Genomic DNA, 25,342 nt, shown 5'->3' with positions numbered 1-25,342 from the left:
TTCTAGACTTTACACATTTTACTTGACAGTCTCGCTAAGGGAAATTTAACTCCTTCAAGATAAATCTCTTTCTTGATATTGTCCTCTAAATTCACTGCTTCTAATTGCACATACTTGCCTTGGGCTTTGTCTTGTTTGCTCAATGCTATCTTCCGATTACCTTTCAAGGGCATGATGAAGTCTTTGTTTTGCTCTCCTTGGATGAATCTCATATTTTCGGCTGAAGCAAACCAACTATCATTGAGGACATAACAAAACTGGATTTGATTTAGCACCGCTTGGGCAACTAATTCTCGAAAATATTCATTTTTCCCTTTCTCACTCCTACGGCTTGGTTTTCCTGTCTTTTTGTTCACATAATATTCGGTCTTGCTAATTAGCTGATACCCCACTGGTATTGCTATATCTTGATTGCTATACAGGCTTGTCAAAAAGTTGAGCCCTTTTACTTGCCGATCTTTACTGTGGTCATAGTGCCAACAGATTTGAGCATTTTCGTCTGTATAGGGTTTCTCCTCGATACTGTCATCTATGATTAGGACTCCTTCTTCACTTTCAATTTTCCGTACATACGGTTTTACTTTTACCCAAAATTCGGCTGATGTTCTTTCTTTGTGCGCCAGCCATTGCGTCACTTCGTCATGATTTATGTCTCCCTTCAATAGTTTGGCTAATCCTGTTGCAGTTGTTGCTCCAAAAGAACTAATTAGATAGTCACTATAAAGATCTAACATGTTCGTCTTCATGGTTTTATCTTCTTTCTTAGTCTTAGCTTGGTTTCGGCAAAGCAATTACTCTCAAACCTATTTCCAGTATACATTCTCACTCGTTTCTTCGGACGCTTTCTATCTGCGTAAGGTGAGTTAATTAAACATTATCGCCAAGAAGATAGATTCTCTAAACTATTTCCAGCGTAATATTTAGAACCTCTGAGATTAAGCCAATATTCCAATTTTGAATCCCTAATAGGGAAGGATCTTCAGAATGGATTGTATTAATTAAAGTGACTCTAGGATCTAGTTTTGCCCAAGTCATAGCAGATTGAGAAAAGCCATCTTCAATCCAGACGATTTTTGAAGTATTGCCAGAATGATAGAGAACAGCGATAGTCTTGCTATCATCGATTTCATCAAGATTAAGCTGTTTGCCATAGCGTCCCATCACATATCGCGCCTTCGCGAAATCAATCGGATAGCCCACAGTCCAAGGCGCAATCCCAGCCCAGCGATTCCAAATATTGGAATGTTCTCGCCAACCTGATGACATCCAAAACGGCTTGATATGTTCTGCTCGATCTACAGCATGGAGAAAAGGCTGCACATAGGGCGATGGGGAACCCCGCAAATCTCTACCTTGATATGTCCCAAGAAACTGCGAGGCAGCATTAACGCTTGTATTCACTACGCCATCAATATCTAGGAAGAGAAAGACCGTTTCCATAGGTTCATGTCCATCGTTAATTAATGCGAGATTGCTTTAGCAATAAAGAAAGCTGCTGCCGCCGCAATCCCCCAAATTAACACAGTCTGAATAACACTGCGGATCGGCGTTGTACCTGTAAATCTATCCTTTACATAGCCAAAGGCATTGAGGTAAATGAGCTAGATAGTCCTGCGGCAAGGGTAAAAGGGACAGTTAATCAATCTGACATGCCAATGACAATATCGCGGACGAATTCGCTCGATGCGAAATGGTACTCGTAATGGGGTTTATTTGGCATATTTATAAATCCCTATGAGTGAATACTTTGGCATTTGTCCCTGCATAGTCAGAGACGATATGCCCATTCCCCACAAGGCGATATTTGTAAGTGACCAAGCCTTCTAATCCCACAGGCCCCCTTGGAGGCATTTTATGGGTGCTGATGCCTACCTCTGCGCCGAAGCCATAACGGAACCCATCGGCAAATCGGGTAGAGCAGTTGTGATACACACCCGCAGCATCAACATCACTGGTAAAGATATCGACATTGGCTTGATCTTCGGTAACGATCGCCTCAGTGTGTTTAGAGCCGTAGGTAGTAATGTGAGCGATCGCTTCTTCTAAAGAATCGACAATTTTAATCGAGAGAATCAAATCCGAATATTCCGTTGACCAGTCAGAATCCTTTGCAGGTTGCACATCAATAATTTGCTGAGTGCGATCGCATCCGAGTAATTTCACATTGTGTTTCTGCAAAGCTTCTAAAGCTAAAGGTAAATATTGAGAAGCGATCGCCCTATGTACCAATAAAGTCTCGATCGCATTACAAGCCGCAGGATATTGGGTTTTGCTATCTACAGCGATCGCTACGGCTTTGTGGACATCGGCAGTAGCATCGACATACAAATGACAAATCCCATCGGCATGACCGAGAACGGGAATATTCGTATTGTCTTGGATATAACGCACAAACTGATTAGAACCTCTAGGAATAATCAGATCGATTAATTTATCCATTTTCAGAATCGCCAGAGTTTCCGCACGGGTGGTTAATAGCTGCACCACATTAGGCGATACCCCTTGAGTTGCAGCATATAGTTTCTCTAGTGCCTCACGCATCACCGCCGCGATCGCTTCACAGGAATTTACAGCTTCACTGCCACCTTTAAGAATGACCCCATTGCCCGATTTAATCCCCAGAGCAGCAATTTGTGTCACGGCATCGGGACGTGCTTCAAAAATGACTCCAATTACACCCAAGGGGCAGGATCGACGTTCCAAAACTAATCCAGCATCTAACTCGCGATGAATCTGGCGATCGCCAATGGGATCAGCAAGGCGAATGACATCGCGCACACCTGCAACCATACTTTTGAGCTTATTGGTATCAAGCTTGAGACGAGCGATCAAGGCGCTGGGTAACTGGGCTGCATTCGCGGCAATGACATCCTTTTGATTGGCTGCCAAAATTGTTTCTGCATTTTGCTCTAGGGCGATCGCGATCGCTTCTAGGGCAGCATTTTTGGAGGCAGTTGGCAATTTTGCTAGGGCGATCGCGGCGGTGCGAGTACGTTGGATCGATGCAGCTAGGTTTTCTGCCAAATTTGTAGATACGTTCCCAGACACTTGATTCTCTATCACTTTTCGTAGATTGCTATTTTGGGGGCAAGACATCAGCCAATGAAGCTAGCTAATGTCTAACATTTTTCTATGTTATAGCGTTTTGCAAATGCGTGCATACTCATTTATTGCCTCATAGGACACTTCTCAAACATGCTCTAAAGGTTTTGAGTTTTCATTTTGTCTACGGCAAAATGAAAATCACCATAGTCACGAATTGTCTAGGCATTGCTCTTCTATGCTATTTTTAGCAACTCTTTTACCGTGTCAACTAAATCTTCTGGCACAAAAGGCTTACTGATATAGGCGTTTGCCCCTTGGCGAAATCCCCAATGGCGATCGACACTTGTGGATTTCGTCGAACATATAATGATGTTGATATTCCAAGTTTCAGGATTATCTCTGAGTTTGCGACAAAGCTCATAGCCATTCATTTCAGGCATCACAATATCCAAAATTGCCAGATCAGGATGTTGCACTTCCGCTTGAGAAAGAGCCTCAACCCCATTTTTAGCTGTCATCACTTCAAATTGATTGTTTTTAAGCAGATTTGCAATTAATTCTCTTTGAGTTTTACTATCTTCAACAACAAGAATTTTGGACATGGAAGTAATCCTCTCAGTTCGATTCTTCCATCCTATGGGTGAAATAGAAATCCCACATGAAGACTAAGTCCTGAATTTGCTTAGTACTTTAGTCCTATTCTTAATTGGGACTATCGCCACTTGATTACTATGATTGAAGCAGCTAATCTGAACTTATACCAATCCACGAAAGTGTTATTACACTTTCGTGGATTAAAAACCAAACCCAGTGAGGTTTTTCAGAACTAAAAATGGCGTAGCCATTTTTAGTTCTGGTATTAAGCGATCGCCTGAACTGCAATAGGTAATTCCCATGAAAATTCGTATTTTACTTGTTGACGATCATTCCTTTATCCGTCGCGCCCTGAGGATTTCCCTCGGTGATGAATCAACTCTAGAAATTGTGGGAGAGGCGGAAAATGGGCAGGTAGCGATCGCGCAAGTGGAGACTCTCAAGCCCGATGTCGTGCTGATGGATATCCAAATGCCACTGATGGATGGAGTGGAGGCAACTAAGCAAATTGGGGAGCGTTTTCCAGATACGAAAGTATTGATTCTCACCGTGGATGAGACCGAAGAATATATCTCGCAAGCTCTGAAATATGGCGCATCTGGCTATATTTTAAAGAATACCCCACCAGAGGAATTATCCTTTGCAATTCAAGCTGTATATCGTGGCTATATGCACTTAGATTTGAACTTAGGGAGAAAGGTGATTGCACGAATTCCAGAAACCTCGGAGGTTTCTACAACTGATTGGGATAAGCTCACCCCCAGAGAGCAACAAATCGTCAAATTAGTTGCTACGGGAGCAAATAATGAGGAAATTGCTAATCAACTTTATATATCGACAAGAACTGTAAAGAATCATATTACAAATATTTTAAGTCAATTAAATTTGCGAAATAGAACCCAAATCGCGATCTTGGTCAATTCCATTCTTAACTATTCGTAACTAATAGAATAAGTAGCTATCCCTGCCCTATAGAGCTTTTCTCTATTTTTTAATTATGCCCAGCTACTTATAAATCAAAATCTACAATTATTATTTTGTTATGTTGCCAAGCAACATGACAAAATATCGATAGGCGATCGCTGGAGGTCGTTAGCATATGAATAAATATGGCTTCATTTCGCAGGAATCGCCAGTTAGATTTCGGGATTTGCAAACACAACTACGCGATCGCTGGCTGAATATCGAAGAATTTGATCATAGTGATTACGATATTCTCGTAGTTCCTTCCTTAACCCTCGATCCCTCGGAACTCAAAAAAGTTGAAGGTAGCCACCATTATGAAGAGCGCTTACTTTTTTCACTAATCCGTCTTCGCAATCCTCGCAACCGTCTTGTTTATATCACTTCCCAACCGCTAGCACCGATCATCATTGATTACTATCTGCAATTATTACCGGGGATTCCCTTCTCCCATGCCAGAGAACGCTTAGTCACCCTCACTACCTATGATGCCGCCGAAAAGCCACTCACTCAAAAGATTCTCGAACGTCCGCGTTTAATTGAGCGAATTCGTCAATCCTTACGCATCGATAAAGCTTATATGATTTGCTTTAACTCCACTCCTTTAGAGCGTGAGTTATCGATCCAGTTAGATATTCCTCTATGGGCTGTCGATCCCGATTTATTACATTTAGGAACCAAAAGCGGTAGCCGACAAGTATTTGCGGAAACAGGAATTCCTCACCCTGATGGTAGTCAACTCGTATGGACATCTCAGGATTTAGCGATCGCGGCTGCCAAACTGTGGGAAAGACAGCCCCATCTGCAACGAATGGTTGTCAAGCTCAATGAAGGATTTTCGGGGGAGGGCAATGCGGTTTTATGTTTAGAGGAACTCACAGAAAAATTGCATCCCATTGGGCAAGTAAGTCTCGCTGATCGCATTGCCGCGATTTTGGAAAGTTTTGCCACCATGCGCTTTCAGTCGAACCACGAAACATGGGCAAACTATGCCAGACAGATTCCTGAACTAGGAGCAATCGTCGAGGCATTTATTGAAGGGGAAGAAAAGCGATCGCCCAGTGTCCAAGGTCGCATTGCACCAACGGGCGAGATCGAAATCCTCTCCACCCACGATCAAATTTTGGGAGGGCTTGATGGTCAAGTATATCTAGGTTGTAGTTTTCCTGCGGATGCTGCCTATCGCCTTCAGCTACAAGAAATCGGTTTAGCGATCGGTCAGAATCTTGCCAAGAAAGGAGTATTAGAACGCTATGGGGTAGATTTTGTGGCAGTGAAACAACCAAATGGGACTTGGAATTTACAAGCGATCGAGATTAATCTTCGTAAAGGGGGAACGACCCATCCCTTTATGACTTTACGCTTTTTGACTAATGGCAAATTCCAACTTGAAGATGGCAAATTTTACAGTCGTCAAGGCCAAGAAAAATATTATGTAGCAACGGATAACTTGCAAAAGCCTCAATACAAAGGACTTTTACCCCATGATTTGATGGATATCATCGCCTATCATCGTCTCCATTTCGATAGCAGTACCGAAACAGGAACTGTATTCCATCTCATGAGTTGCCTATCCGAATTTGGCAAATTAGGATTAACGAGTATCGGCAATAGTCCCGCAGAAGCGCAGGCTATCTATGAACAGGTAGAACAAGTTCTCGATCGCGAAACAAGAGTTTAAGGATGGCGGCGCTTTGCGCCGCTTATCCTTAAGAGCGTGTTTGAAAAGTATCCCGTTTAGCATGAATTTCTGCTTCCCCCCTTAATCCCTCCTTACAAAGGGGGGAAACTTAAATTCTCCCCCTTTGCAAGGGGGAGTTAGAGGGGGTTAAAACTTCTCAAACACGCTCTAAGGCAGGATGTGGATTTTGAGGAAGTTTGTGCCTCCTTTTACACCCATCGGAATACCACCAACAATCAAAACGCGATCTCCCGTCGCTGCCAAATTACGCCCCAGCAAATAAGCTTCTACCTGTTGAATGACCATCTCAAAGGAATTCACTTCCTGATCTAGCAATAGAGGCTTTACACCCCAAACTAAATTGAGGCGATGGTAAACATTGATACTAGGCGTAAGGGCAATAATGGGAATTGTGAGTCGTTCCTTTGATGCAAGGATGGCAGTATATCCACTAGCGGTAAAGGCGACGATACAACGAAAATCGATCACATCGGAAACGGCATGAATTGCTTCACTGATCGCATGAACTTCATCGGTTCTGGAGGCAGGATAATTGGCAAATTGGACATCCTTTTCCACTTCAGAAGCAATGCGGGTCATCATTTCCACCGCCTGCACAGGATATGCACCCACTGCCGATTCTCCTGAGAGCATCACTGCATCCGTACCATCCATGATCGCATTTGCCACATCACTCGCCTCCGCTCGGGTTGGGCGCGGATTTTGGATCATACTTTCTAGCATCTGCGTTGCCGTAATTACGGGAATACCAATTTCATTACAACGACGAATGATATGTTTCTGAATCATGGGAACTCGCTCAGGAGGCATCTCTACACCGAGATCTCCTCTCGCCACCATAATCCCATCAACTACCGCCAGAATTTCTTCAAGATTAGCGATCGCCTGAGGTTTTTCTATTTTCGCAATGATCGATACATCCGATTTTCCCTGCTCAGCGATTAAGGCTCTGAGCAACTTGACATCGGCGGCTTGTCTGACAAAACTCAACGAAACCCAATCGACACCTTGCGCTAGACCAAATTCTAAATCCTGCCGATCCTTATCGGTCATTGAAGGTAAGCGCAAATTTAAACTGGGAAAGTTGACACCTTTGTGACTTGTGAGAATACCACCTTTGACAACTTCGCAATGAACTGCATTATCTTCGATACCACTTACTTTGAGTTCAAAAATGCCATCAGCTAAGAGGATCTGCGTGCCAATAGTAGCTTCTTCAGCAACATAGGAATAATCGATTGTGATGGACTTTTGATCAGGGCGATCGCTTTGTTGCGGATTATTTTTGGGTATGAGTGTAATCGATCTACCCTCAACTAGCTCAAGCCCAGCTTCAGACAACTCACCAACGCGGATCTTGGGACCCTGTAAATCCTGTAAAATTGTAATCGGCACATCTAGTTCTTCCGATACTTCTCGAATCATTGCAATTGTCTTAGCATGATCAGCATAGCTGCCGTGGGAGAAGTTCAATCGGGCTACGGTGATACCCGCCTCTACCATTTTGCGAAATACTTCAGGCGATCGACTGGCGGGACCAATTGTGGCAACGATCTTGGTTAAATGTTGAGGAATTGCCATAGGTATCAAGCGCTAAAGGATTTGATGACTTCAATTTATCGCCACTTTGCCATAACCTCCAAAATTTTTAGAATAGCTTTGAATTTCGCTCTCTAAGTTCCTAGAGCTTACTAGGATAATTTGCATCAATTACCCTAATCCTCCCTGATTGAATCGCATCAAATACAGAACGAATTTGATAAACTTCTTGTTCGCTTAAGCCTACATTCTCAAATAAGTTGTTATAAATCGCTTTACTAAAATATAGATAACTTTTGCGATTGATAATGCCCGACTGCATAATTCGCAATACTACTTCATCTAGTGTAATTGAGTTGGTGGATTTTCCACGGGTAGTATCTTCAGGTAAATTAAAGGCAGTGATTTGCTCCCCAACATCAACAGGCACAAACGTAGATAAATCAGTAGTTTTAGAACCAAGATTATGTGGTGGATTCTGAATGCGACTCGGCAAGCATCGATTGATTGCCGATTTCAACATTTCGGGATCGAAGGGCTTAGTCAGATAGTCGTCTGCACCAATTTCCATACATTGCATGACGCTATCCATTTCTTCAAGGGCTGAAATGATGATCACAGGAATATTCCGTAAGCTAGGATCTTGTTTTAAATATCGCAACACTGCATATCCATCAACCTCAGGCATCATGATATCCAACAAAATCAAGTCATAGCGATTCACCTGCACCATAGATAGGGCAGCCCGACCATCCGATGCCATCGATAAATTAAAATCTTTTCGATGTAAGCGGCGGGCTAACATATCTCGATTGATTTCATTATCGTCAACTATCAATACTTGGAAGTTTGGCATTACCATATTGACCACCCGTTCTTAACCGTTGTTAGACCATACTTTAACGCAGTTTCTCCCTTCTCGCTTTGCTTGATAGAGCGCAAGATCTGCTTCTTTAATTAATTGCTGAGAAGTTGTGAATTCTGTATGAGGATTGATTGCCGATATTCCTAAACTAGCCGTAACATAGGAATTTATCTGTGAAGATATGTGAATAATATTCAGGTTTTCTATCTCAAAGCGAATTTGTTCAGCACAAAAGCTGGCTCCCCTTGAGTCTGTGTCTGGCAAAATTACTGCAAACTCTTCACCTCCGTATCTTGCTAAGGTATCCCTTGGTCTTTTAATCACTCGTGATGCCGCGATCGCAATTTGACATAGACAGTCGTCCCCAGCTAGATGCCCATAGGTATCATTATATTTCTTAAAATAGTCTACATCAAATAATATTAGCGATAGAAATTTCTGTTCTCTTTTCGCCGCATTCCATTCTCTTTCCAACACTGTATCAAAGTAGCGGCGGTTGGCGATTCCCGTCAAACCATCACGATGGGATAGTGCCTCTAGCTCATTTTTGACAATTTCTAACTCATAGTAGGCGATCGCCAGTTCTTTATAGGCAGCTTCGAGTTTTTGATTATGTAAAATTTCGCGATCGTGCAGCATTTTCTTATCTAGACAAGCTCTGACCCTCGCTTTGAGAAGAACCCGATCATAGGGCTTGATTAAATAGTCCTCAGCCCCCTTTTGAATACAGGAAAGCATCATCTCTTTTTCATCTAATGCCGAGATGATAATTACAGGAATAACTCGCCATTCTTGATGGGATTTGAGATGATCGAGCACTTCTAATCCATTCATCACTGGCATCATCATATCTAGCAAGATCAAATCGATCGCTTGGGAATCAACTATCTCCAGTCCTCTTTTACCGCTATCAGCTAGAATTATATTGTCATACCCCAAATTTTTTAAATGGCGATAGAGAAGCTCGCGATTCATCTGATCATCGTCAACAATTAGCAAGCTAGATTCACTAATCTCTGGCATACTTTTCCAACAGCCTCTCTATTTTTCCTAATAATCGGGCAAATTCAATCGGCTTAGTGTCGTAATCATCACAGCCCGCTTCGATCCCCCTTTCGCGATCGCCAACCATCGCATGAGCCGAGCAACCAATTATCGGAATATTGCAAGTAGCAGGTATTTGCTTTAAGCGTTTTGTCGCTTCCCAACCATCTAAAACTGGCAAACTCATATCCATCACGATCAAATCAGGAAGCTCTGATTCAGCAGTGATTACCCCCAATTCCCCATCAACGGCAACTATTACTTCAAATCCCCTACGCATCAATCGTCGCGATAACATATCGCGGTTCATTTCATTATCTTCAACTAGCAGAATTTTTGCCATATTGATTTAGGTAATCCCCAGTTGTGCGCCCCCAGAAAATCAGCTCTAAAAATTACGCCTCTCTACACTAGCAATAGTTTATATATTACCCTCATCTCTTCAGTAATATAACGCCAGTATGGCGAAATTACATAGGAAGAATTGCACAGTAATTCTTCCTATGTTGCAACATATACGCCATGCTTTGCACGGTGTATATGGCTATGTCTAACTCACGTTAAATAGCTATTTAGTAAGTAGCTCGGCATAGTTATAAACGAAACCCATATTTCTGTACTGCCTGCTACGCGGACGGTACAGAAATATGGGTTTTAAGTTTACTTATGCTTGACTACTTAGTCAAAAATATGAGTGCAGTAACTTCGTACCCGCATCTTACATTTTCGGGAACAGAAAGGCTCACAATGAAAGACTTTCTGCTTATCTTATTTACCCATACCCAATTGCTGTGCCTTTTGGTAAACCTTACCTTCAGTTAAGAGCGAAGGAGCAATTACCACTTCTACCTGCTGCATTTCGCGGATATTGGCTGCACCAAGAGTTCCCATGCTAGTTTTGAGTGCGCCTAAGAGATTATGCGTACCATCATCAAGTCCTGCTGGTCCACGCAAAATTTGTTCGAGAGAACCTGTTGTACCAACCTTGATTCTAGTCCCGCGTGGCAATACAGGGCTAGGTGTTGCCATACCCCAGTGGAAACCACGTCCGGGGGCTTCGGCGGCTCTCGCAAAGGGGGAGCCAATCATTACCGCATCTGCACCACAGGCGATCGATTTACAAATATCACCACCTGTAATCAATCCACCATCAGCAATGATAGGGACATATTTACCAGTTTCCTTGAAGAAGTCTTCACGGGCAGCAGCACAGTCTGCAACGGCTGTAGCTTGAGGAATCCCCACACCGAGTACACCTCTAGATGTACAGGCGGCTCCAGGTCCAATACCAACAAGTACACCTGCGGCTCCTGCTCTGAGCAATTCTAAGGTGACATCATAGGTGACACAGTTACCCATGAGGACAGGGATCGGCATTTCTTGGCAGAATTTGGCGAGATCGAGGGAAACTAGTCCTTCAGCAGCAATGTGAGTAGTAGAGACTACGGTAGATTGCAAGAAGAACAAATCACAACCCGCTTCAGCAGCGATTAAACCATATTTAAAAGCATTAACGGGAATGCTGCTGGCACAGGCGATACCACCTTTTTCTTTGATTTCGCGGATCCGTTTTTTGATTAGCTCAGGTTTAACTGGTTCAGCATAGAGTTGTTGCATAAGTGAGACAAACTCAGTAACACCCACGGAGGCAATTTTTTCTAAGATTGGCTTGGGATCGTCATAGCGGGTTTGGATACCGTCGAGGTTGATAACACCTAATGCACCTAGCTCCGACAGTCTCACTGCTGCATCGACATCGACAACGCCGTCCATAGCGCTAGCAATAATCGGAATTTCGCGACGAATTCCCCCAATTTCCCAAAATGTATCGGCAACGTTGGGATCGAGGGTTCTTCCCCCTGGTACTAGTGCAATTTCGTCGATGCCATAGGCTCTGCGTGCAGTTTTACCGCGCCCAATTTGAATGTCCACTGTTTGTATACTCTCTTCTCTAGAATTTAAGGTTTGGGTAGTGCTATTTATGATTTAGGTGGTGCAAAATGCGACCCAATCATAAATTCACCAGTTGCGAAGGTTGACGTAAAAATCTTGCTTGAAAGATTTACGCGAAGGTTTGATGTTTTAAGCAGCGATCGCAGGATGATTGCTGCTTGATTTGTGCTTAGGTTTACAGAAAATCTTAATACTTTCTTAAGATACTGTTGCTTATTGACTAATGATAGCTAATTAGTGCGATGGGAGGTTATTTTTTAAGAGGAGTGCTAATCATCCTCTCTTCAAAAATAACAAATCTAACCGATGGCTGAATTTTTTAATACCTATGGCTTTTTAATTGTATCGGCAATTTTTGGAGCAATTCTAGGGATTTCCGTCTATTTACCATTGATGGCAGGTCAATTGTCACTGGCGACACCGGGATTTTATGCATTGGGTGGATATATCGCGGCGATCGCCTCTACTAAGATTTTACCCGCGACTACAGGAACTTTGCCAATCTGGTGGGTATTGCTCGAAATGTTGGCAGCGGGTGTAATATCGGGTCTACTGGCTGTCATTCTAGGGATTCCTGTATTACGACTACGCGGAATTTATCTCGCGATCGCCACCATTGCCTTTGTAGAAATTTTGCGGGTGGTTGCGCTGAATTTAGAGATCACTGGTGGTGCGATCGGGATTTTTGGTATTCCTCAACCCTTTCAATCAGCCTTAGAATACCTTTGGATAGCTTTGCCTCTTTTGGGCTTGAGTATGGCATTTATGTATCGCCTCGAAAAAATTCGGGTTGGACGAGCATTAATCGCGATTCGAGAGGATGAACTAGCGGCTGATTCGATGGGAATCAATCCTACTTATTACAAGGTATTAGCCTTTACCCTAGCAGCAATTTTGGCGGGTATGGTTGGAGCCGTGAGTGCACATTTCCTGAATACATGGAATTCGCGTCAGGGAACTTTTGATGCCAGTATTATCTTCTTATCCTTTGTCTTGATTGGTGGCTCACGTACTTTTTGGGGTCCTGTAGTTGGTGGCATTCTCCTCACGGCTTTGCCTGAAGCTTTGCGAGGGATTGCGAGTACTGGGGTTCCTGCATGGTTAGGTCAATTTCTGAAAGATGGGCGTTTAATTATTTTTGGAGTGCTGATCGTGGTTGGCACGATTTTTTATCCCAAAGGAATTATTACTCCCGAATTTTTAGATTGGTGTAAGCGCAAAACTCGCAAGATATTTATTAAACATAAACAAGGGGCTTAACCTGATTGCCTCTGAGATATGAAGCAAATATGTCACAACCCAACATAAACCACCGCCGATCGCTAAAAATTTTTAGCTCCCTTACATTGGTAGCGAGTCTATTAGGAATTTATGCGATCGCCAATCCTGATTTAAATGGCTATCTGCCTTGCCTAATTAACTGCGAGGCAAAAGCAGCTAATGAATTACTCAATCAAGATAAGGCGATCGCGAGTTTAATTAATCTCAAAAAGCTTGATAAAAAAGCAATCTCCCTTGTGATCGAAAAATCTAAATATAAGCTTACGGTTTATTATCAAAAAAAGCCGATTAAATCCTATGCGATCGTGTTGGGCGCAAATCCCAAGGATGACAAATTACGCCAAGGTGATAAGCGAACACCAGAGGGCATATTTCGAGTTAAAGAACTTTATTACCATTCGGAATGGTCAAAGTTTATTTTGCTAGATTATCCCAATCAAGATTCTTGGAGCAAATTCTTACAGGCAAAGGCTAGGGGCGAAGTCAAGGTAAATGATGACATTGGTGGAGAAATTGGCATTCATGGTGTGGAGAAAGCTCAAGACTGGCTGATTGATCGCAAAATCAACTGGACTTGGGGATGTATATCTCTAAAGAATAAAGATGTAGATGAAATCTATCCGTTATTACAGCGTGGCACAATTATTCAAATTTTGCATTAACTCTAAAAGAATCTGCACTAAGGACTTCAGCGTAAAATAAGGAATCGATTTCTAATAGCACTGCTTCGCCGCACCATTAGAAATCGGTTCCTTATATCTATTTTCAAGCAAGCGCGTTACACAGGATTATGTCCCCGCCGCAGGCGGGGACATAATCCTGTGCTTCACTAGATTGCTATACGCTATATAGCCATTTGTGCCTTGTAAATCACAGTACAAATAGCAGCAAATTAAAAAAATCGCTAAAATATTCTTTCCATTGGCTGCTTTCGTTGAACTGAAAATTAGTTTAAGCAACTTGCTTTTTATTCTTGAGTAAACGTTTGCCACCAAATACTCCTGCTGCCATTACACCAAGTAACAGTCCTGGTACGGGAACTGGCTTAGTAGTAGGAGGAACAGTAATGTAGGAATCGCTCTTGCCACTATAAGCAGCAATCCCTGTGACATGGATACCAACAGTCAGATCGCCGTTATTAATAGCGGTTTCAATATCGTTAGCACTAGCACTATTAAAGATAACACCAAGGGTTTCACCCAAATTCACACCCTTAGCAGGTGCTGGATTTGTAGCCCCAATTGCGAGATCATTAATGCTGTTTTTTTGTGGGAGGGCATTTGGTGCATTGAAAAAAGTGCTGAAATTCACAGTTCCAACGTTACCAGAATTAAGTTGAGCAACACTTAGTGCATATACTGGTTTAGCCCACTCAAAATAGATTTGAGCAATAACAGATGCACTACTACTTGTAGGAGTAGCGGCATTCTTGAACTTCCACAATGTTTTGCCAGCACCATTATCGGTCACGCTAAAAGAGAACTGACTAACAACACTATCGCCACCTGTGTCTCCTCCAATTATGTTTTGGAAGTTGAAATTGGCAGCATTTGCGGTGAGAGGAGATGCAACTACAGATAAAGCTGCAACACTTGAGGCAACTAAAGCACTACCGATTAGATGAGAAATTTTCATTTTGATAAACCCCCTTTAGTCTATGAGAATGAATTTTTTTATTGTCATTATTATCGCAGGCTAGAGGAAGCCCAATGTCTCCATAAAGTTAGCTAATAGTTAATTACTAGTTATACAAAAGTTATATTCTACTTACTTTTTATATTTTACTTGTCTTTAGAGAAAAGAATTTATATGGTAAGGGGATGGGCGGCGCTTTGCGCCGTCCATCCTTACCTCCTTGTCTTGAAGGAAATTTTCAAGAGTTTTAGTCCCTCAAAGCTGGTACAGATGACGACTAACTGTTATGGTTATGCTTAACAGATAATCAATTTAATATCCCTAAAAAATCGGGGTTTCCCCAAACTAGATCAATCCAGATTGAGCATTAGCAATTTTCTATGGACAAGAGCAGTAAAACAACCCTAGCCATTCAACAAGTAACGCGTCGCTTTGGTGGATTAGTGGCAGTGAATGAGGTGTCCTTTGAGGTGCAGGAAAATGAGATTTTTGGTGTAATTGGACCCAATGGAGCAGGGAAAACGACTCTATTTAATACGATTACAGGGTTAATTGCACCTAGTAGTGGGAAGGTTCTCTACGATGGGACAGAAATTACTAATCTTCGTCCTCATCAGATTGCAAAATTTGGAATTGCCAGAACATTTCAAAATATCCGCTTATTTGGTGAACTTTCGGCACTAGAGAATGTGGCGATCGCTAGACACTTAAGTACCACAACAGGCATTTGGAATGGAATTTTAGGTTTACCACCCACCCATAAAGAAGAAAAACAAACCTACGATCGCGCCTATGAATTATTAGAACTAGTGGGCTTAAGCGATCGCACTGATGTCAAAGCCAAAAACTTCTCCTATGGCGATCAACGTCGTCTTGAGATTGCCCGCGCTCTTGCTTTGCAGCCCAAATTATTATTACTAGATGAACCTGCCGCAGGGATGAACCCCAATGAAAAGGGACAATTAAGTGACTTCATTCGGAGCTTGCGCGATCGCTTAGCCTTGACAATTCTCTTAATCGAGCATCATGTACCTTTGGTGATGGGACTTTGCGATCGCATAGCCGTGTTAGATTTTGGACAGCTAATTGCGATCGGTCAGCCTGAAATTGTGAAGAATGATCAAGCAGTGATTGAAGCATATCTTGGGGATGAAGGTTAAAATTAATAAAATTTGCCCTTAACTCTTACATTTTCTAAATTTTATTTATGTTAGAAGCGATCGCTACGGAACCCATAAATAACCAGTCAGTTTTATATGAAACTGATTTTTATGCTTGGACACAGGAGCAAGCTGAGTTATTGCAACTTGGGAAGTTGAATGCCCTAGATATTACCAATTTAGTGGAGGAGATTCGGTCTTTGGGAAAGCAGCAAAAACAGGAACTCAGAAATCGATTGGGAGTTCTCATTGGACATTTGCTAAAATGGGAATATCAACCAGATTTTCGGAGTAAAAGTTGGAGAGTCACTATTCGAGAACAGCGCCGTCGTATCAAGGAACACCTGCTCGAAAATCCTAGTTTGAAGTCATATCTCAACCAAGCAGTTTTAGAAGCATTTCAAGATGGGATTGATCTAGTTTTAAAAGAAACACCCCTAGATGAAAAAGATTTGCCGCAGGAATGCCCCTACTCAATTGAACAAATCTTTGACTCTACCTTTCCAAGTGGAATTAAGTAAATATTTCTATATTGCCAGCTAAGCGGACAATATAGAAATATGGGTTTTACTTTTTACATTAGTTGTGCAACAGGCATATTATTTAGCAAATCCTGCTTTGTTAATAAATCTAGAACTGTAATTCGTAAAGTACGTTTTTCATCAACTTGGAAAAAGACTTTAATGCGATCGCTACCTGTTTGACCCAGAGGCTCGAGATTGGCAATCACTTTGCTATTTTCATTGAGAATTTGGACTGCAACTTGCTTGCCCTCTAGTACACGGGTAACAAGGCGTTGATCTTCAAAATAGACTTCCACATTGGTTTCACCTAGCTCACCGATGACTAGCTCAATACTTGGTTGATTGGGAATCGATGCGCCAAGAGTTAGTTCTACTGGCTTTTCTAAGGGATAGGTTGCACCAGATTTAACGATGGTGTGCCAGTTGTGCTTTTTATATCGCTTATCCCAATAGCGAATCCCATAGCTGTGATAGAGAAAATCTTTGAGTTCCCAGCCTTGGGAAATTGCACCATGGGCGATCGCTTCAAAGGGTTTATCAGCTTTTACTTTCTCGCTAGGGAAATGTAGTAATGCCCAGTCTTTTACCGCAGGGATTTGGGAAGTTCCGCCCACTAAGAGAATTGCATCAATTTGATCTAGGTCAAGATTTTGGCGAGTTGCTTGCTGGCGAATGCGATCAAGGGCGCTATCGAGATTGGTAAAAAATTTCTGCTGTTCCAGAATTTGATTTAACTGCGATCGAGTCAAAGTTAAATCATAGGACTCAAAGGTTTGATCATTAAAGTAAACTTCTGTCGCAGATTCACTACTAGAAAGAGCTATTTTAATCCGTTCCGCTAAGCGAGTTACGAGAGAATTTTTAGGTACTCCTAATTCTTTATGGAAATAATCAATAATCCAATTATCGATATCAATCCCGCCAAGATTTTGACCTGTTTTCGCAAAAACTTTAGCAGTTTGTGAGTTTTGGCTATTAGCATCGGAGGAATTTTTAACGGTGCGATCGCCCCATTTTAATAAAAAGCCAAGGGGAGATTTTGCCTGACTGGATTCTGGTTGAGCTGGAGCAAGGGACAATTTCACTAAAGATAAATCTAAGGTTCCGCCACCAAAGTCCACAACTAAGAGAGTTTCACCACCGCCACTAAGACCATAGCCCAGAGCGGCGGCGGTTGGTTCGTCAATGATTCGCACTTGATTGACGGTTAGTTTCTCGCAGACTCCACCAAGCCAATTCCGATAGGACTCAAAGCTATCGACGGGAACCGTGAAGATCAGCGAGTCCACATCAGGCAGCCGATCAATGATTCTCTTTAAAAACCATTCTCCGACTAGTTCAAATTCTACTTCGCACCCATCGATTTCTGGCACAAACATCGACACATTTGAACCGATCGCGCGTTTAAAAGCTTTAAAAAATCGCGGTTCGCCTTTAGTGTTTTTGTTATCTAAGCCGCGATCGCTAACTTCTTGACCGATTAGCACCTGCTCTTTGACGGCATCCTGTACATAGACAAAGCTAGGAATTAATGGTGGATTATCCGCGATGAGGCTACTGTAATCAGCTAATTTGACAGTTTCTATTTCTAATTTCTCATTTATTCTCGCAACAACAGTATTACTCGTTCCAAAATCGATTGCATATTCCATAATTATTAATCTTTCTCTTTAGCAAAATGCGAAAACAACTAGTGACGCAAAGCACCGCTTCTCTCAACTAGGTAGATAATCTATATCTAAAACCTGTTCTGGCGTAAATGGACAAATTTTATGTTTTGATCCGCATACTAATGTCTAGCCAAGGCGATCGCGTCACCATTGCCGAAGTGGAAATATAATCTACGCCTAGTTCTGCAACTTGAGCGATAGTAGTCAGAGTAATATTCCCTGAAGCTTCGATTTTGGTATGTTGGCTATGTTGACGAATGAGAGCGATCGCCTCGCGCATCATCGATAATGGCATATTGTCTAGCATGATCACATCGAGATTTAGCTGCATCGCTTCCTTTACTTGGACGATTGACTCCGTTTCCACTTCAATCGATGTCGTAAAAGGAATATTCCCGCGCACTCGCTGCACTGCATCCGTAATGCCTCCCACCGCCGCAATGTGATTATCCTTGAGCATTACCGCATCATCTAAACCATAACGATGATTGATTGCGCCACCAATAAATGTGGCATATTTTTCTAACAATCGCATTCCGGGAATCGTTTTGCGCGTATCGACTAAACGGGTTTGAGAACTAGCGATCGCCTTAACATATTCCGCCGTAGTACTAGCAATTCCTGATAAACGCATGACCAGATTAAGTGCAACCCTCTCCCCCATTAACAATGTGGCAAGACTACCTGTAATCTCAGCAATCAGTTCACCAGATTTTACGGGCTTGCCATCCTGTGCGATCGCCACAAAGTTTACGGAACGATCTAATAACTGAAATACTCTAGCCGCAATCGGTAAGCCTGCAATTACGCCATCAGCCTTGGCAATCCATACCGCTTTGCCGATGGGCGCATTACCATCTGGGAATAAACCATTAGTGCTGCGATCGCCACGTCCAATATCTTCGCGCAGCCATTCTTCAAGGATCGGATCTAAAACAATAAAAGGAGGAAGCATTATTTAGCCATTTTTAACTGATTATAGTTATATAGCGTATATCAAAGTACAGGGTTGCGTCCCCGCCGAAAACGGGTATACAACCCTGTACCTCGCTTACTTGAAAAGCTCTATAGACCTTGATTACTAACAAGTAGTCTGGAAAATGATCAATGTTAAATCATGGATTTAGATACCATTCTCAGCAATCGTTACCACATTCAGCAATGTCTTGATAGTGCGCAAATTGGCGCGATCGCCATATCAATTTATCTCGCTGAAAATTTAGAGATACCCACCACACCTAAGCCGCTATGTGTAATTTATTGCTGGCAAATTGTTGCCCAAGGGCATATCGAGAATGGCTTTGATCATGGGTCAATCTCTAATAGGCTTTATGAAATTGGACAGAACTATACCCTTGCGCCAAGGGTGCAGGCTTTTTTTAATGAAGATGATTATTATTGTTTAGTACGTGAATATTTGGAAGGTTACGCCTATTTAGAAGAATTTCGCAACGAATTTGGTCAAATTGAGAATAATCCTAATTTGAGTGAAACCAGTAAAACTGAGGAAAAATCTCCAAAGCGTTCAGATGTTTCAACGATCAAGGCAGTGGCGATCGCGCAATCATTGGTGAAATCCTTAGAGAAAATACCTATTAAATTCAATCGCCGCCAATTGTTGACCCATACAAGTACTGCGATCGCAGGGTTTGCTATAGCTCTTTTTTTAGAAAAACTCAAACCTCAGCCTCAACCAATCGTCATAGCTGAAGCTCCAAAACTGCCAGAACCTCCCCGAGATCCAATTAAGAGGGGCGATAAAGCATTTCGAGACGATTTAGGGAATGGAATCTATATGGAAATGGTAAGGATTCCATCGGGGAAATTCACCCTCGGTTCGCCACTAAACGAGATTGGTAGAAGAGACAATGAATCTCCTCTAGTGGAAGTCAATATACCAGCCTTTTACATCGCCAAATTTATAGTCACACAGGAGCAATGGCTAGTACTTATGGGTAGCAATTCTGCCAATTTTCGTGAAAGTTTGCAAGCGCCTATGGAAAATATTTCTTGGATCGAAGCACAGGATTTTTGTCGTCGGTTAACTGCGCGATCACCCCATGCCTATGCTTATCGTCTACCCAGCGAGGCGGAATGGGAATATGCCTGTCGCGCTGGCACAAATACGGCTTACCATTTCGGTGATAGCCCTGCTCAACTCGCAGATTACGCATGGTTTGTCGATAATTCCAATAAGCGATCGCAACCGATTGGACAGAAAGTTCCTAATCCTTGGGGACTTTACGAAATGCATGGTGGCGTATGGGAATGGTGCGAGGATGCTTGGCACGATAATTTTAAGGGCGCACCTGCGGATGGTTCAGCTTGGATTGAGGGAAATTCAGGCAGACGCGTGCGGAAGGGCGGCTCATGGAGTAACGAGGCAAAATTATGTCGCTCAGCGAGTCGTGATTGGCATTGGCAAGGCGATCGCTACAATGACATCGGCTTCCGTGTAGTCATTTCGGCAATATAAAAGATAATATTAACCTTGCAGCCGTTTAATGCCAATTGTTTAATCCCAATTATGAATGCCAGTCAATCTGCTGATCTAAGCGATCGCCAAATTTCCCAAAATCTGATCCTTGAAGCCCGTAATGTTGTGGCAGGATATGTGGAAGGCGTAGATATTTTGCAAGGGGCAAATCTATCGGTCTATGAAGGCGAACTAGTAACAGTGATTGGCTCCAATGGTGCAGGGAAATCCACCTTTGCCAAAGCCATATTTGGGCTAGTGCCAGTGCGCTCTGGGGAAATATTATTTGGCGATCGTAACTTAATTGGGCTGAAGCCAGAGCAAATCGTGCGCTTAGGGATTAGCTATGTACCACAAATCGCCAATGTGTTTCCGTCGCTGAGTATTTCCGACAATTTGGATATGGGGGCTTATACCCGTGATGGCAATATCAAGGATCTCAAGGACAAAATTTATAAAACATTTCCAGTATTAGCGAAGCGGCGCAATCAAAGAGCAGGCACATTGTCAGGTGGAGAAAGGCAAATGTTGGCGATGGGGCGAGCGATGATGCTAGAACCAAAGCTATTGATTTTGGATGAACCATCGGCAGCTTTATCACCCATTTTGGTGCAGGACATTTTTAATTTGATTCAAAAGATTAATCAAACGGGGACATCGATTATTTTAGTGGAGCAGAATGCACGTAAGGCTCTAGCGATCGCCGATCGAGGTTATGTGATGCACTTGGGCAAAGATGAATTTACAGGCAAAGGAACTGATTTACTAAATGATCCTGAAGTTGCCGAATTGTATTTAGGTATGGGTAATTTCGGAAAACCTGCCCCTGAGTCCTAATTCTCAAATGAGTCTGGGAACACATTGAAATCGTCAAGCTTCTCGATAAACTAGTAATAGTAATGGCTGTGTCAAGTCCCACTATTACGATCAAACTGAGGCTTTTTTTGTAGAGGAATTTAATGGCGGTGACAGATATCAAGCTTTCGCTGGATGAACTAACCAAGGCTCAAGCAGGTTTGCTCCAGTTAGGGTTATATGATGGCGAAGTAGATGGCATCTATGGCAAGTTAACCGAAGCTGCATTTGTGCAGTTTGCCAATGCCCTCAGTATCGACACCATTTTAGATGCCAATTCCCAAGCAATTACCAATAGCCTGTTGCAAATTCCTGCGGTAGTCCGACATTTGCTAGAAATTTTAGGGCAAGGCGATCGCCTCTTACAAAAATTTACTAACTCCCAGCGCATTTTCGTGAATATGGGGCAATCCGACTCCCATCACCTTGGCTTTCTTGATCGTGGTGTGACGGGTTGTGCGGCGGGATCGATGCAAAGTCTCCCCAATCGTAACTTTGCTCCATCGCCTTTATTAGGTCATATTCCTGCCTATCCCACCCGTCTCTCTACTTTGCCTGACGGGGTCAATGTCGTTTCCTATGGTGAAATTGCGATGCTGGCGGGAACTCAGATCAGAGTGCGCTTTCGCCCCTATCCTAACCTTGGACAAATCCCGAATATCGAAAATATTGGGTTAGAGTTTCTCCATGAAAGCATTCAAGAGGCATGTATCTGCATCGGTAGTGTCGTCAATGGTCAGATGCTTGCCCGTTGGATTGGCAAAAATCCGCTCAGAAATGCCCAGTTTTGGAGTTCGACCAAGATCTTGCCTTTGCTATACACCATTTGTAAGGCAAACCAAACAGAACCCAATCAGGGGATCTCGAACTGTGCAGTCACTGATCCGAGTAGCAAGCAACAAACACGTTCTTTCTCAGAACTAGCGCAGCGTATTTGTAACTATGTTGATTCGGAGGGGATGACCTCTAACTCTTTAGCTGCCATGTTTAAGCAATTTGCAACTCCCCTAGAATTACAAAATTGGTTGATATCCCTTACAGGCAATAATCAACTCTCTTTTCAAGGTCGTTATGGCGAAAAGCCCTATATTGAGCAGCCCGTACTACTAGATGTTGTCGGTAACAGTATAATTCCACCCACTAAGGAACCGCATCGGGGTGATAATTTAATTTCAGCATACGATCTAACTAGAGTTATGTCTTTAGTGGCATGGCATCGGCATATTCCACCGACCAATCGCTTACCCTATGCTCAATGGCATAGCCTCAGTAATTTAATCAATGCGATGGGGCAAGATACCGCCAGATATGTGGATGCAGCGATCGCAGCTTTGGGATTGCAATATTTTATTGGCGATCCCGTCGTGATCTCGAAAATGGGATTTGGCTATAGCGATCAACGGAAACGCTCGGAACTGACCTATACGGCATGTATTCAATTTGTGGATCGCCTTGCGACATCCCACGATCAGCCCTTACCGAAGTTTCGTTCTGTGAATATGACCCTCAGGGCAGCCCTTGATCTCAAAGATCCCGATCACGAAGCTTTAGAAATTGATTCCCGCATGGCTGCTACAGTTACGGAAATTTTGCGTAGGATTGTAACGGAAGAGCTAATCTAGGAATCATCGTGAGTTTAATTTTGTCTAAAGCAAAATCAAGGCGGAATGAGAATACACAATGCAAAAACAACGTCCTTTATCTGCTGTAGGTCTATGGTGGCGCTGGGTACTTGCAACCTTTGTCGGTACTGCGATCGGTAATATTTTAGGGATACTCGCTTGTATTGCAGGAGTCTATTACCTAAGCGATCGCCTCATCGATTTAAAAATTTGTCATACAGGTTTTGGTAGTCTTACCTGTCCCGTCACCACTGGCATTGTCAGTGGTTCTCTGGTTGTAGGTGCATTTGTAGGCTTAATGCAATATTTGGTTTTGCGCCGTTTTCTGCGATCACCTGCATGGTGGATCATGGCAAGTACCTTCGGTTGGACTTGGATTGGCTTTGCGGCAACGAGTTTAGCCCATACTGCCCAATTTGGGTTTGTGATCAGTGCCGATGGGTCTTTCGCTGAGAGTAATATCATTGATCGCCTTCCTGTATTAGTCACTAATTCCCTATGGTTAGTTGCAGCAGGGCTTTTATTAGGGATTTTGCAATGGCTGATTCTTTGGAATGGTGTAGGCAATACAGTTTCTAAGCGGCGATTATTTTGGTGGATTGTCGTGAATGTCGCTTTAGTCTTCTTTAGCGCGATCGCCATTATGTTAATTTTTCGAGGCATGGGTAGTTTGAGAGGAATTCTCTGGTTTTTCCTAGGATTTACCCCTTTTTATGCCACGATTACAGGAGCAACCCTTGCAAAAATGCGTTTACATCGCCAAGCTAAAGTAGAGGCAGCCCCACCTGCTCTCACTTTAAATAATGAAAGTAATGAGATTTCGGAATCATTGTAGATAGTTAATGTCCAATTTACCGCCTGAAGTGATCCCACTGCGATCGCAACTTACAGAAGCGACTTCGATTGCCCTTGCTGACCAAATCCAATTTTGCTTAGTCTCAACCTCCTTTACCAGTGAAGTAATTTTGACGAGCTATGTTTGTGATGGTCAGCCAAGAGATGAGCAAGCTCCGATTTTGCTATTGCATGGGTTTGATAGCTCTCTATTTGAGTTTCGCCGCCTCATTCCAAGGCTTGCGCCAACACATCAAACCTTTGCGATGGATTTATTTGGCTTTGGCTTAACTGAGCGCCTTGTCGATGGTCAAGTTAGCCCTGAAACGATCAAAGATCATCTCTATTATTTCTGGAAAACCGCGATCGCTAAACCGATCATTCTCGTGGGCGCATCAATGGGTGGAGCCGCCGCCATTGACTTTGCCCTCACCTATCCCGAAGTCGTCAAGAAGCTAGTTCTCATCGGTAGTGCAGGAATGCGAAAGGGAACTGCCGCAGGTAAATTCCTTGTACCACCCTTAGATCGGATGGCAACTGATTTTCTCCGCAGTCCCAAAGTTCGGCGAGAAGTCAGCCTCAAAGCCTATGCTGATCCTAGTTTTGTCACTAGTGATGCTGAGGTCTGTGCCGCACTCCATTTAGCGATGCCACGCTGGAATGAAGCATTAATCTCCTTTACCAAGAGTGGCGGCTATGGTTCCTTTGCTGAGCAGTTAGCCTATTTACAGCAAGAAACGCTGATTCTCTGGGGCGATCGCGATCGCATTCTCGGCACAAAAGACGCAGCCAAGTTCCAATCCATCATTCCCAATAACAAACTAGTTTGGATTGATAATAGCGGTCATGTTCCCCATTTAGAACGCCCCAATATTACTTCCCAAGCTATCCTCAACTTTTTAGGACAAGGGGCTTAAGCCCCTTGTCTATGTCCACGACACCGATCACATTTAAAACAAGGGGCTTAAGCCCCTTGCTTCAGTTCACGACACTAATCACATAACGATAATGAACAATCAACCCCAAGTCAGCATCATCATGGGTAGTGATTCCGACCTACCCACTATGCAAGGCGCGATCGCCATTTGCCAACAGTTTAATATTCGCCACGAAGTCGCAATTATCTCCGCCCATCGCACACCAGAACGGATGGTGGAATTTGCCAAAACTGCCCATACTCGCGGTATTCGGGTAATTATTGCAGGTGCAGGTGGAGCCGCCCATTTACCAGGGATGGTTGCCGCGTTATCACCTTTGCCCGTAATTGGCGTACCCGTTACTACTCGTCAATTGAGTGGCGTAGATTCCCTCTATTCGATCGTGCAGATGCCCAAGGGAATTCCTGTGGCGACTGTGGCGATCGGTAATGCCGATAATGCGGGACTACTAGCCGTCCAAATCCTAGCTAGTCATAATCCTGAACTGCTCGAACAGGTGATTGCCTATCGCACATCCCTCAAAGATATGGTGATGGAAAAGCAAGAGAAATTAGAGTCGCTGGGTAGCGAAAAATATTTACAGCAAATGTAATGGATAATGGTTGGCTTCAACTTTTGGGAGGAATCACATTTTTGATTCTA

25 protein-coding genes and 1 pseudogene are annotated in these 25,342 nt (G+C 43.0%); 12 read left to right on the top strand and 14 right to left on the bottom strand.

What is annotated here, in order from left to right; translation table 11 throughout:
• Positions 1-2 precede the first annotated feature (2 nt).
• The 6 genes and pseudogenes from NMG48_RS13915 to NMG48_RS13900 all read right to left on the bottom strand — a co-directional run bounded on the left by NMG48_RS13915 (position 3) and on the right by NMG48_RS13900 (position 3,647).
• A complete protein-coding gene (locus NMG48_RS13915; protein ID WP_271252116.1) occupies positions 3-746 on the bottom strand; it encodes a transposase in 744 nt (247 codons plus the stop codon).
• Positions 747-897: 151 nt separating this feature from the next.
• Positions 898-1,440, bottom strand: coding sequence for a hypothetical protein (locus tag NMG48_RS13910; RefSeq protein WP_271252115.1), 543 nt, complete (start codon positions 1,438-1,440; stop codon positions 898-900).
• Between the two features lie 20 nt (positions 1,441-1,460).
• Positions 1,461-1,544: a hypothetical protein gene (locus NMG48_RS21715; protein ID WP_345961268.1), complete on the bottom strand. Its 84-nt coding sequence runs from the start codon at positions 1,542-1,544 to the stop codon at positions 1,461-1,463.
• Positions 1,545-1,642: 98 nt separating this feature from the next.
• Positions 1,643-1,720, bottom strand: a pseudogene (locus tag NMG48_RS21825) (VIT1/CCC1 transporter family protein); the annotation flags it as partial.
• 2 nt (positions 1,721-1,722) lie between these two features.
• The gene (locus NMG48_RS13905) at positions 1,723-3,096 is read right to left on the bottom strand and encodes a glutamate-5-semialdehyde dehydrogenase (protein WP_441339174.1); all 1,374 of its coding nucleotides are present in this window, start codon (positions 3,094-3,096) and stop codon (positions 1,723-1,725) included.
• Positions 3,097-3,278: 182 nt separating this feature from the next.
• Positions 3,279-3,647, bottom strand: a complete 369-nt coding sequence (locus NMG48_RS13900) for a response regulator (protein WP_271252113.1) — start codon at positions 3,645-3,647, stop codon at positions 3,279-3,281.
• 292 nt (positions 3,648-3,939) lie between these two features.
• Here NMG48_RS13900 and NMG48_RS13895 point away from each other — a divergent pair, with 292 nt between their 5' ends.
• Both NMG48_RS13895 and NMG48_RS13890 read left to right on the top strand, forming a co-directional pair.
• On the top strand, positions 3,940-4,581 hold the full coding sequence (locus tag NMG48_RS13895; RefSeq protein WP_271252112.1) for a response regulator transcription factor: 642 nt from the start codon (positions 3,940-3,942) through the stop codon (positions 4,579-4,581).
• Between the two features lie 157 nt (positions 4,582-4,738).
• Positions 4,739-6,283 (top strand): peptide ligase PGM1-related protein, encoded by a 1,545-nt coding sequence (locus NMG48_RS13890; protein ID WP_271252111.1) that lies wholly within the window; start codon positions 4,739-4,741, stop codon positions 6,281-6,283.
• Positions 6,284-6,451: 168 nt separating this feature from the next.
• On the opposite strand, the gene pyk is transcribed toward NMG48_RS13890, so the two are convergent.
• The 5 genes from pyk to NMG48_RS13865 form a co-directional block, all read right to left on the bottom strand.
• On the bottom strand, positions 6,452-7,885 hold the full coding sequence (gene pyk, locus NMG48_RS13885; protein WP_271252110.1) for a pyruvate kinase: 1,434 nt from the start codon (positions 7,883-7,885) through the stop codon (positions 6,452-6,454).
• A 100-nt stretch (positions 7,886-7,985) separates the two neighbouring features.
• Positions 7,986-8,705 carry a response regulator gene (locus NMG48_RS13880; protein WP_271252109.1) on the bottom strand — a complete coding sequence of 240 codons (720 nt, stop codon included), beginning with the start codon at positions 8,703-8,705 and terminating at the stop codon, positions 7,986-7,988.
• Positions 8,706-8,720: 15 nt separating this feature from the next.
• Positions 8,721-9,731: a diguanylate cyclase gene (locus NMG48_RS13875; RefSeq protein ID WP_271252108.1), complete on the bottom strand. Its 1,011-nt coding sequence runs from the start codon at positions 9,729-9,731 to the stop codon at positions 8,721-8,723.
• Positions 9,718-10,095 (bottom strand): response regulator, encoded by a 378-nt coding sequence (locus NMG48_RS13870; RefSeq protein WP_271252107.1) that lies wholly within the window; start codon positions 10,093-10,095, stop codon positions 9,718-9,720. The genes NMG48_RS13875 and NMG48_RS13870 overlap by 14 nt, the downstream gene beginning before the upstream one ends.
• Before the next feature lie 425 nt (positions 10,096-10,520).
• Positions 10,521-11,684 (bottom strand): GuaB3 family IMP dehydrogenase-related protein, encoded by a 1,164-nt coding sequence (locus tag NMG48_RS13865; RefSeq protein ID WP_126387558.1) that lies wholly within the window; start codon positions 11,682-11,684, stop codon positions 10,521-10,523.
• 327 nt (positions 11,685-12,011) lie between these two features.
• Here NMG48_RS13865 and NMG48_RS13860 point away from each other — a divergent pair, with 327 nt between their 5' ends.
• Together NMG48_RS13860 and NMG48_RS13855 are read left to right on the top strand one after the other, a co-directional pair.
• On the top strand, positions 12,012-12,965 hold the full coding sequence (locus NMG48_RS13860; protein WP_271252106.1) for a branched-chain amino acid ABC transporter permease: 954 nt from the start codon (positions 12,012-12,014) through the stop codon (positions 12,963-12,965).
• Between the two features lie 29 nt (positions 12,966-12,994).
• On the top strand, positions 12,995-13,648 hold the full coding sequence (locus NMG48_RS13855; RefSeq protein WP_271252105.1) for a L,D-transpeptidase family protein: 654 nt from the start codon (positions 12,995-12,997) through the stop codon (positions 13,646-13,648).
• A gap of 289 nt (positions 13,649-13,937) precedes the next feature.
• Here the strand turns inward: NMG48_RS13855 and NMG48_RS13850 are convergent, their stop codons facing one another.
• Complete coding sequence (locus NMG48_RS13850; protein WP_271252104.1) at positions 13,938-14,621, bottom strand: hypothetical protein; 684 nt, start codon at positions 14,619-14,621, stop codon at positions 13,938-13,940.
• A gap of 380 nt (positions 14,622-15,001) precedes the next feature.
• Between NMG48_RS13850 and NMG48_RS13845 the strand changes: the two genes are divergently transcribed.
• Positions 15,002-15,781, top strand: a complete 780-nt coding sequence (locus NMG48_RS13845; RefSeq protein ID WP_271252103.1) for an ABC transporter ATP-binding protein — start codon at positions 15,002-15,004, stop codon at positions 15,779-15,781.
• Positions 15,782-15,828: 47 nt separating this feature from the next.
• A complete protein-coding gene (locus NMG48_RS13840) occupies positions 15,829-16,302 on the top strand; it encodes a DUF29 domain-containing protein (RefSeq protein WP_271252102.1) in 474 nt (157 codons plus the stop codon).
• A 53-nt stretch (positions 16,303-16,355) separates the two neighbouring features.
• Here NMG48_RS13840 and NMG48_RS13835 read toward each other — a convergent pair whose 3' ends face one another.
• Both NMG48_RS13835 and nadC read right to left on the bottom strand, forming a co-directional pair.
• Positions 16,356-17,957, bottom strand: coding sequence for an Hsp70 family protein (locus tag NMG48_RS13835; protein WP_271252101.1), 1,602 nt, complete (start codon positions 17,955-17,957; stop codon positions 16,356-16,358).
• A 118-nt stretch (positions 17,958-18,075) separates the two neighbouring features.
• Positions 18,076-18,930 (bottom strand): carboxylating nicotinate-nucleotide diphosphorylase, encoded by an 855-nt coding sequence (gene nadC, locus NMG48_RS13830; RefSeq protein WP_271252100.1) that lies wholly within the window; start codon positions 18,928-18,930, stop codon positions 18,076-18,078.
• 162 nt (positions 18,931-19,092) lie between these two features.
• On the opposite strand from nadC, the gene NMG48_RS13825 reads away from it, so the two are divergent.
• The 6 genes from NMG48_RS13825 to purE all read left to right on the top strand — a co-directional run bounded on the left by NMG48_RS13825 (position 19,093) and on the right by purE (position 25,292).
• Positions 19,093-20,451, top strand: a complete 1,359-nt coding sequence (locus NMG48_RS13825; RefSeq protein ID WP_271252099.1) for a formylglycine-generating enzyme family protein — start codon at positions 19,093-19,095, stop codon at positions 20,449-20,451.
• 51 nt (positions 20,452-20,502) lie between these two features.
• Positions 20,503-21,288, top strand: coding sequence for an ABC transporter ATP-binding protein (locus tag NMG48_RS13820; protein ID WP_271252098.1), 786 nt, complete (start codon positions 20,503-20,505; stop codon positions 21,286-21,288).
• Positions 21,289-21,416: 128 nt separating this feature from the next.
• Positions 21,417-22,928, top strand: coding sequence for a peptidoglycan-binding domain-containing protein (locus tag NMG48_RS13815; RefSeq protein ID WP_271252097.1), 1,512 nt, complete (start codon positions 21,417-21,419; stop codon positions 22,926-22,928).
• A 58-nt stretch (positions 22,929-22,986) separates the two neighbouring features.
• Positions 22,987-23,763, top strand: a complete 777-nt coding sequence (locus NMG48_RS13810) for a hypothetical protein (RefSeq protein ID WP_271252096.1) — start codon at positions 22,987-22,989, stop codon at positions 23,761-23,763.
• 7 nt (positions 23,764-23,770) lie between these two features.
• A complete protein-coding gene (locus NMG48_RS13805) occupies positions 23,771-24,679 on the top strand; it encodes an alpha/beta fold hydrolase (RefSeq protein ID WP_271252095.1) in 909 nt (302 codons plus the stop codon).
• A 91-nt stretch (positions 24,680-24,770) separates the two neighbouring features.
• Positions 24,771-25,292, top strand: a complete 522-nt coding sequence (gene purE / locus NMG48_RS13800) for a 5-(carboxyamino)imidazole ribonucleotide mutase (protein WP_169362194.1) — start codon at positions 24,771-24,773, stop codon at positions 25,290-25,292.
• Positions 25,293-25,342: the final 50 nt, after the last annotated feature.

Origin of the sequence: Pseudanabaena sp. Chao 1811, assembly GCF_027942295.1 — a bacterium.
GTDB lineage: Bacteria > Cyanobacteriota > Cyanobacteriia > Pseudanabaenales > Pseudanabaenaceae > Pseudanabaena.
The sequence above is the reverse complement of the archived record's forward strand: the minus strand, read 5'-3'. Positions and strand labels throughout refer to the sequence as shown.

Excerpts from the sequence above, each read along its gene's own strand:
- NMG48_RS13915 (WP_271252116.1), bottom strand. The coding sequence starts at position 746 with ATGAAGACGAACATGTTAGATCTTTATAGTGACTATCTAATTAGTTCT.
- NMG48_RS13910 (WP_271252115.1), bottom strand. The coding sequence starts at position 1,440 with ATGGAAACGGTCTTTCTCTTCCTAGATATTGATGGCGTAGTGAATACA.
- NMG48_RS13905 (WP_441339174.1), bottom strand. The coding sequence starts at position 3,096 with ATGTCTTGCCCCCAAAATAGCAATCTACGAAAAGTGATAGAGAATCAA.
- NMG48_RS13900 (WP_271252113.1), bottom strand. The coding sequence starts at position 3,647 with ATGTCCAAAATTCTTGTTGTTGAAGATAGTAAAACTCAAAGAGAATTA.
- NMG48_RS13895 (WP_271252112.1), top strand. The coding sequence starts at position 3,940 with ATGAAAATTCGTATTTTACTTGTTGACGATCATTCCTTTATCCGTCGC.
- NMG48_RS13890 (WP_271252111.1), top strand. The coding sequence starts at position 4,739 with ATGAATAAATATGGCTTCATTTCGCAGGAATCGCCAGTTAGATTTCGG.
- pyk (WP_271252110.1), bottom strand. The coding sequence starts at position 7,885 with ATGGCAATTCCTCAACATTTAACCAAGATCGTTGCCACAATTGGTCCC.
- NMG48_RS13880 (WP_271252109.1), bottom strand. The coding sequence starts at position 8,705 with ATGGTAATGCCAAACTTCCAAGTATTGATAGTTGACGATAATGAAATC.
- NMG48_RS13875 (WP_271252108.1), bottom strand. The coding sequence starts at position 9,731 with ATGCCAGAGATTAGTGAATCTAGCTTGCTAATTGTTGACGATGATCAG.
- NMG48_RS13870 (WP_271252107.1), bottom strand. The coding sequence starts at position 10,095 with ATGGCAAAAATTCTGCTAGTTGAAGATAATGAAATGAACCGCGATATG.
- NMG48_RS13860 (WP_271252106.1), top strand. The coding sequence starts at position 12,012 with ATGGCTGAATTTTTTAATACCTATGGCTTTTTAATTGTATCGGCAATT.
- NMG48_RS13855 (WP_271252105.1), top strand. The coding sequence starts at position 12,995 with ATGTCACAACCCAACATAAACCACCGCCGATCGCTAAAAATTTTTAGC.
- NMG48_RS13850 (WP_271252104.1), bottom strand. The coding sequence starts at position 14,621 with ATGAAAATTTCTCATCTAATCGGTAGTGCTTTAGTTGCCTCAAGTGTT.
- NMG48_RS13845 (WP_271252103.1), top strand. The coding sequence starts at position 15,002 with ATGGACAAGAGCAGTAAAACAACCCTAGCCATTCAACAAGTAACGCGT.
- NMG48_RS13840 (WP_271252102.1), top strand. The coding sequence starts at position 15,829 with ATGTTAGAAGCGATCGCTACGGAACCCATAAATAACCAGTCAGTTTTA.
- NMG48_RS13835 (WP_271252101.1), bottom strand. The coding sequence starts at position 17,957 with ATGGAATATGCAATCGATTTTGGAACGAGTAATACTGTTGTTGCGAGA.
- nadC (WP_271252100.1), bottom strand. The coding sequence starts at position 18,930 with ATGCTTCCTCCTTTTATTGTTTTAGATCCGATCCTTGAAGAATGGCTG.
- NMG48_RS13825 (WP_271252099.1), top strand. The coding sequence starts at position 19,093 with ATGGATTTAGATACCATTCTCAGCAATCGTTACCACATTCAGCAATGT.
- NMG48_RS13820 (WP_271252098.1), top strand. The coding sequence starts at position 20,503 with ATGAATGCCAGTCAATCTGCTGATCTAAGCGATCGCCAAATTTCCCAA.
- NMG48_RS13810 (WP_271252096.1), top strand. The coding sequence starts at position 22,987 with ATGCAAAAACAACGTCCTTTATCTGCTGTAGGTCTATGGTGGCGCTGG.
- NMG48_RS13805 (WP_271252095.1), top strand. The coding sequence starts at position 23,771 with ATGTCCAATTTACCGCCTGAAGTGATCCCACTGCGATCGCAACTTACA.
- purE (WP_169362194.1), top strand. The coding sequence starts at position 24,771 with ATGAACAATCAACCCCAAGTCAGCATCATCATGGGTAGTGATTCCGAC.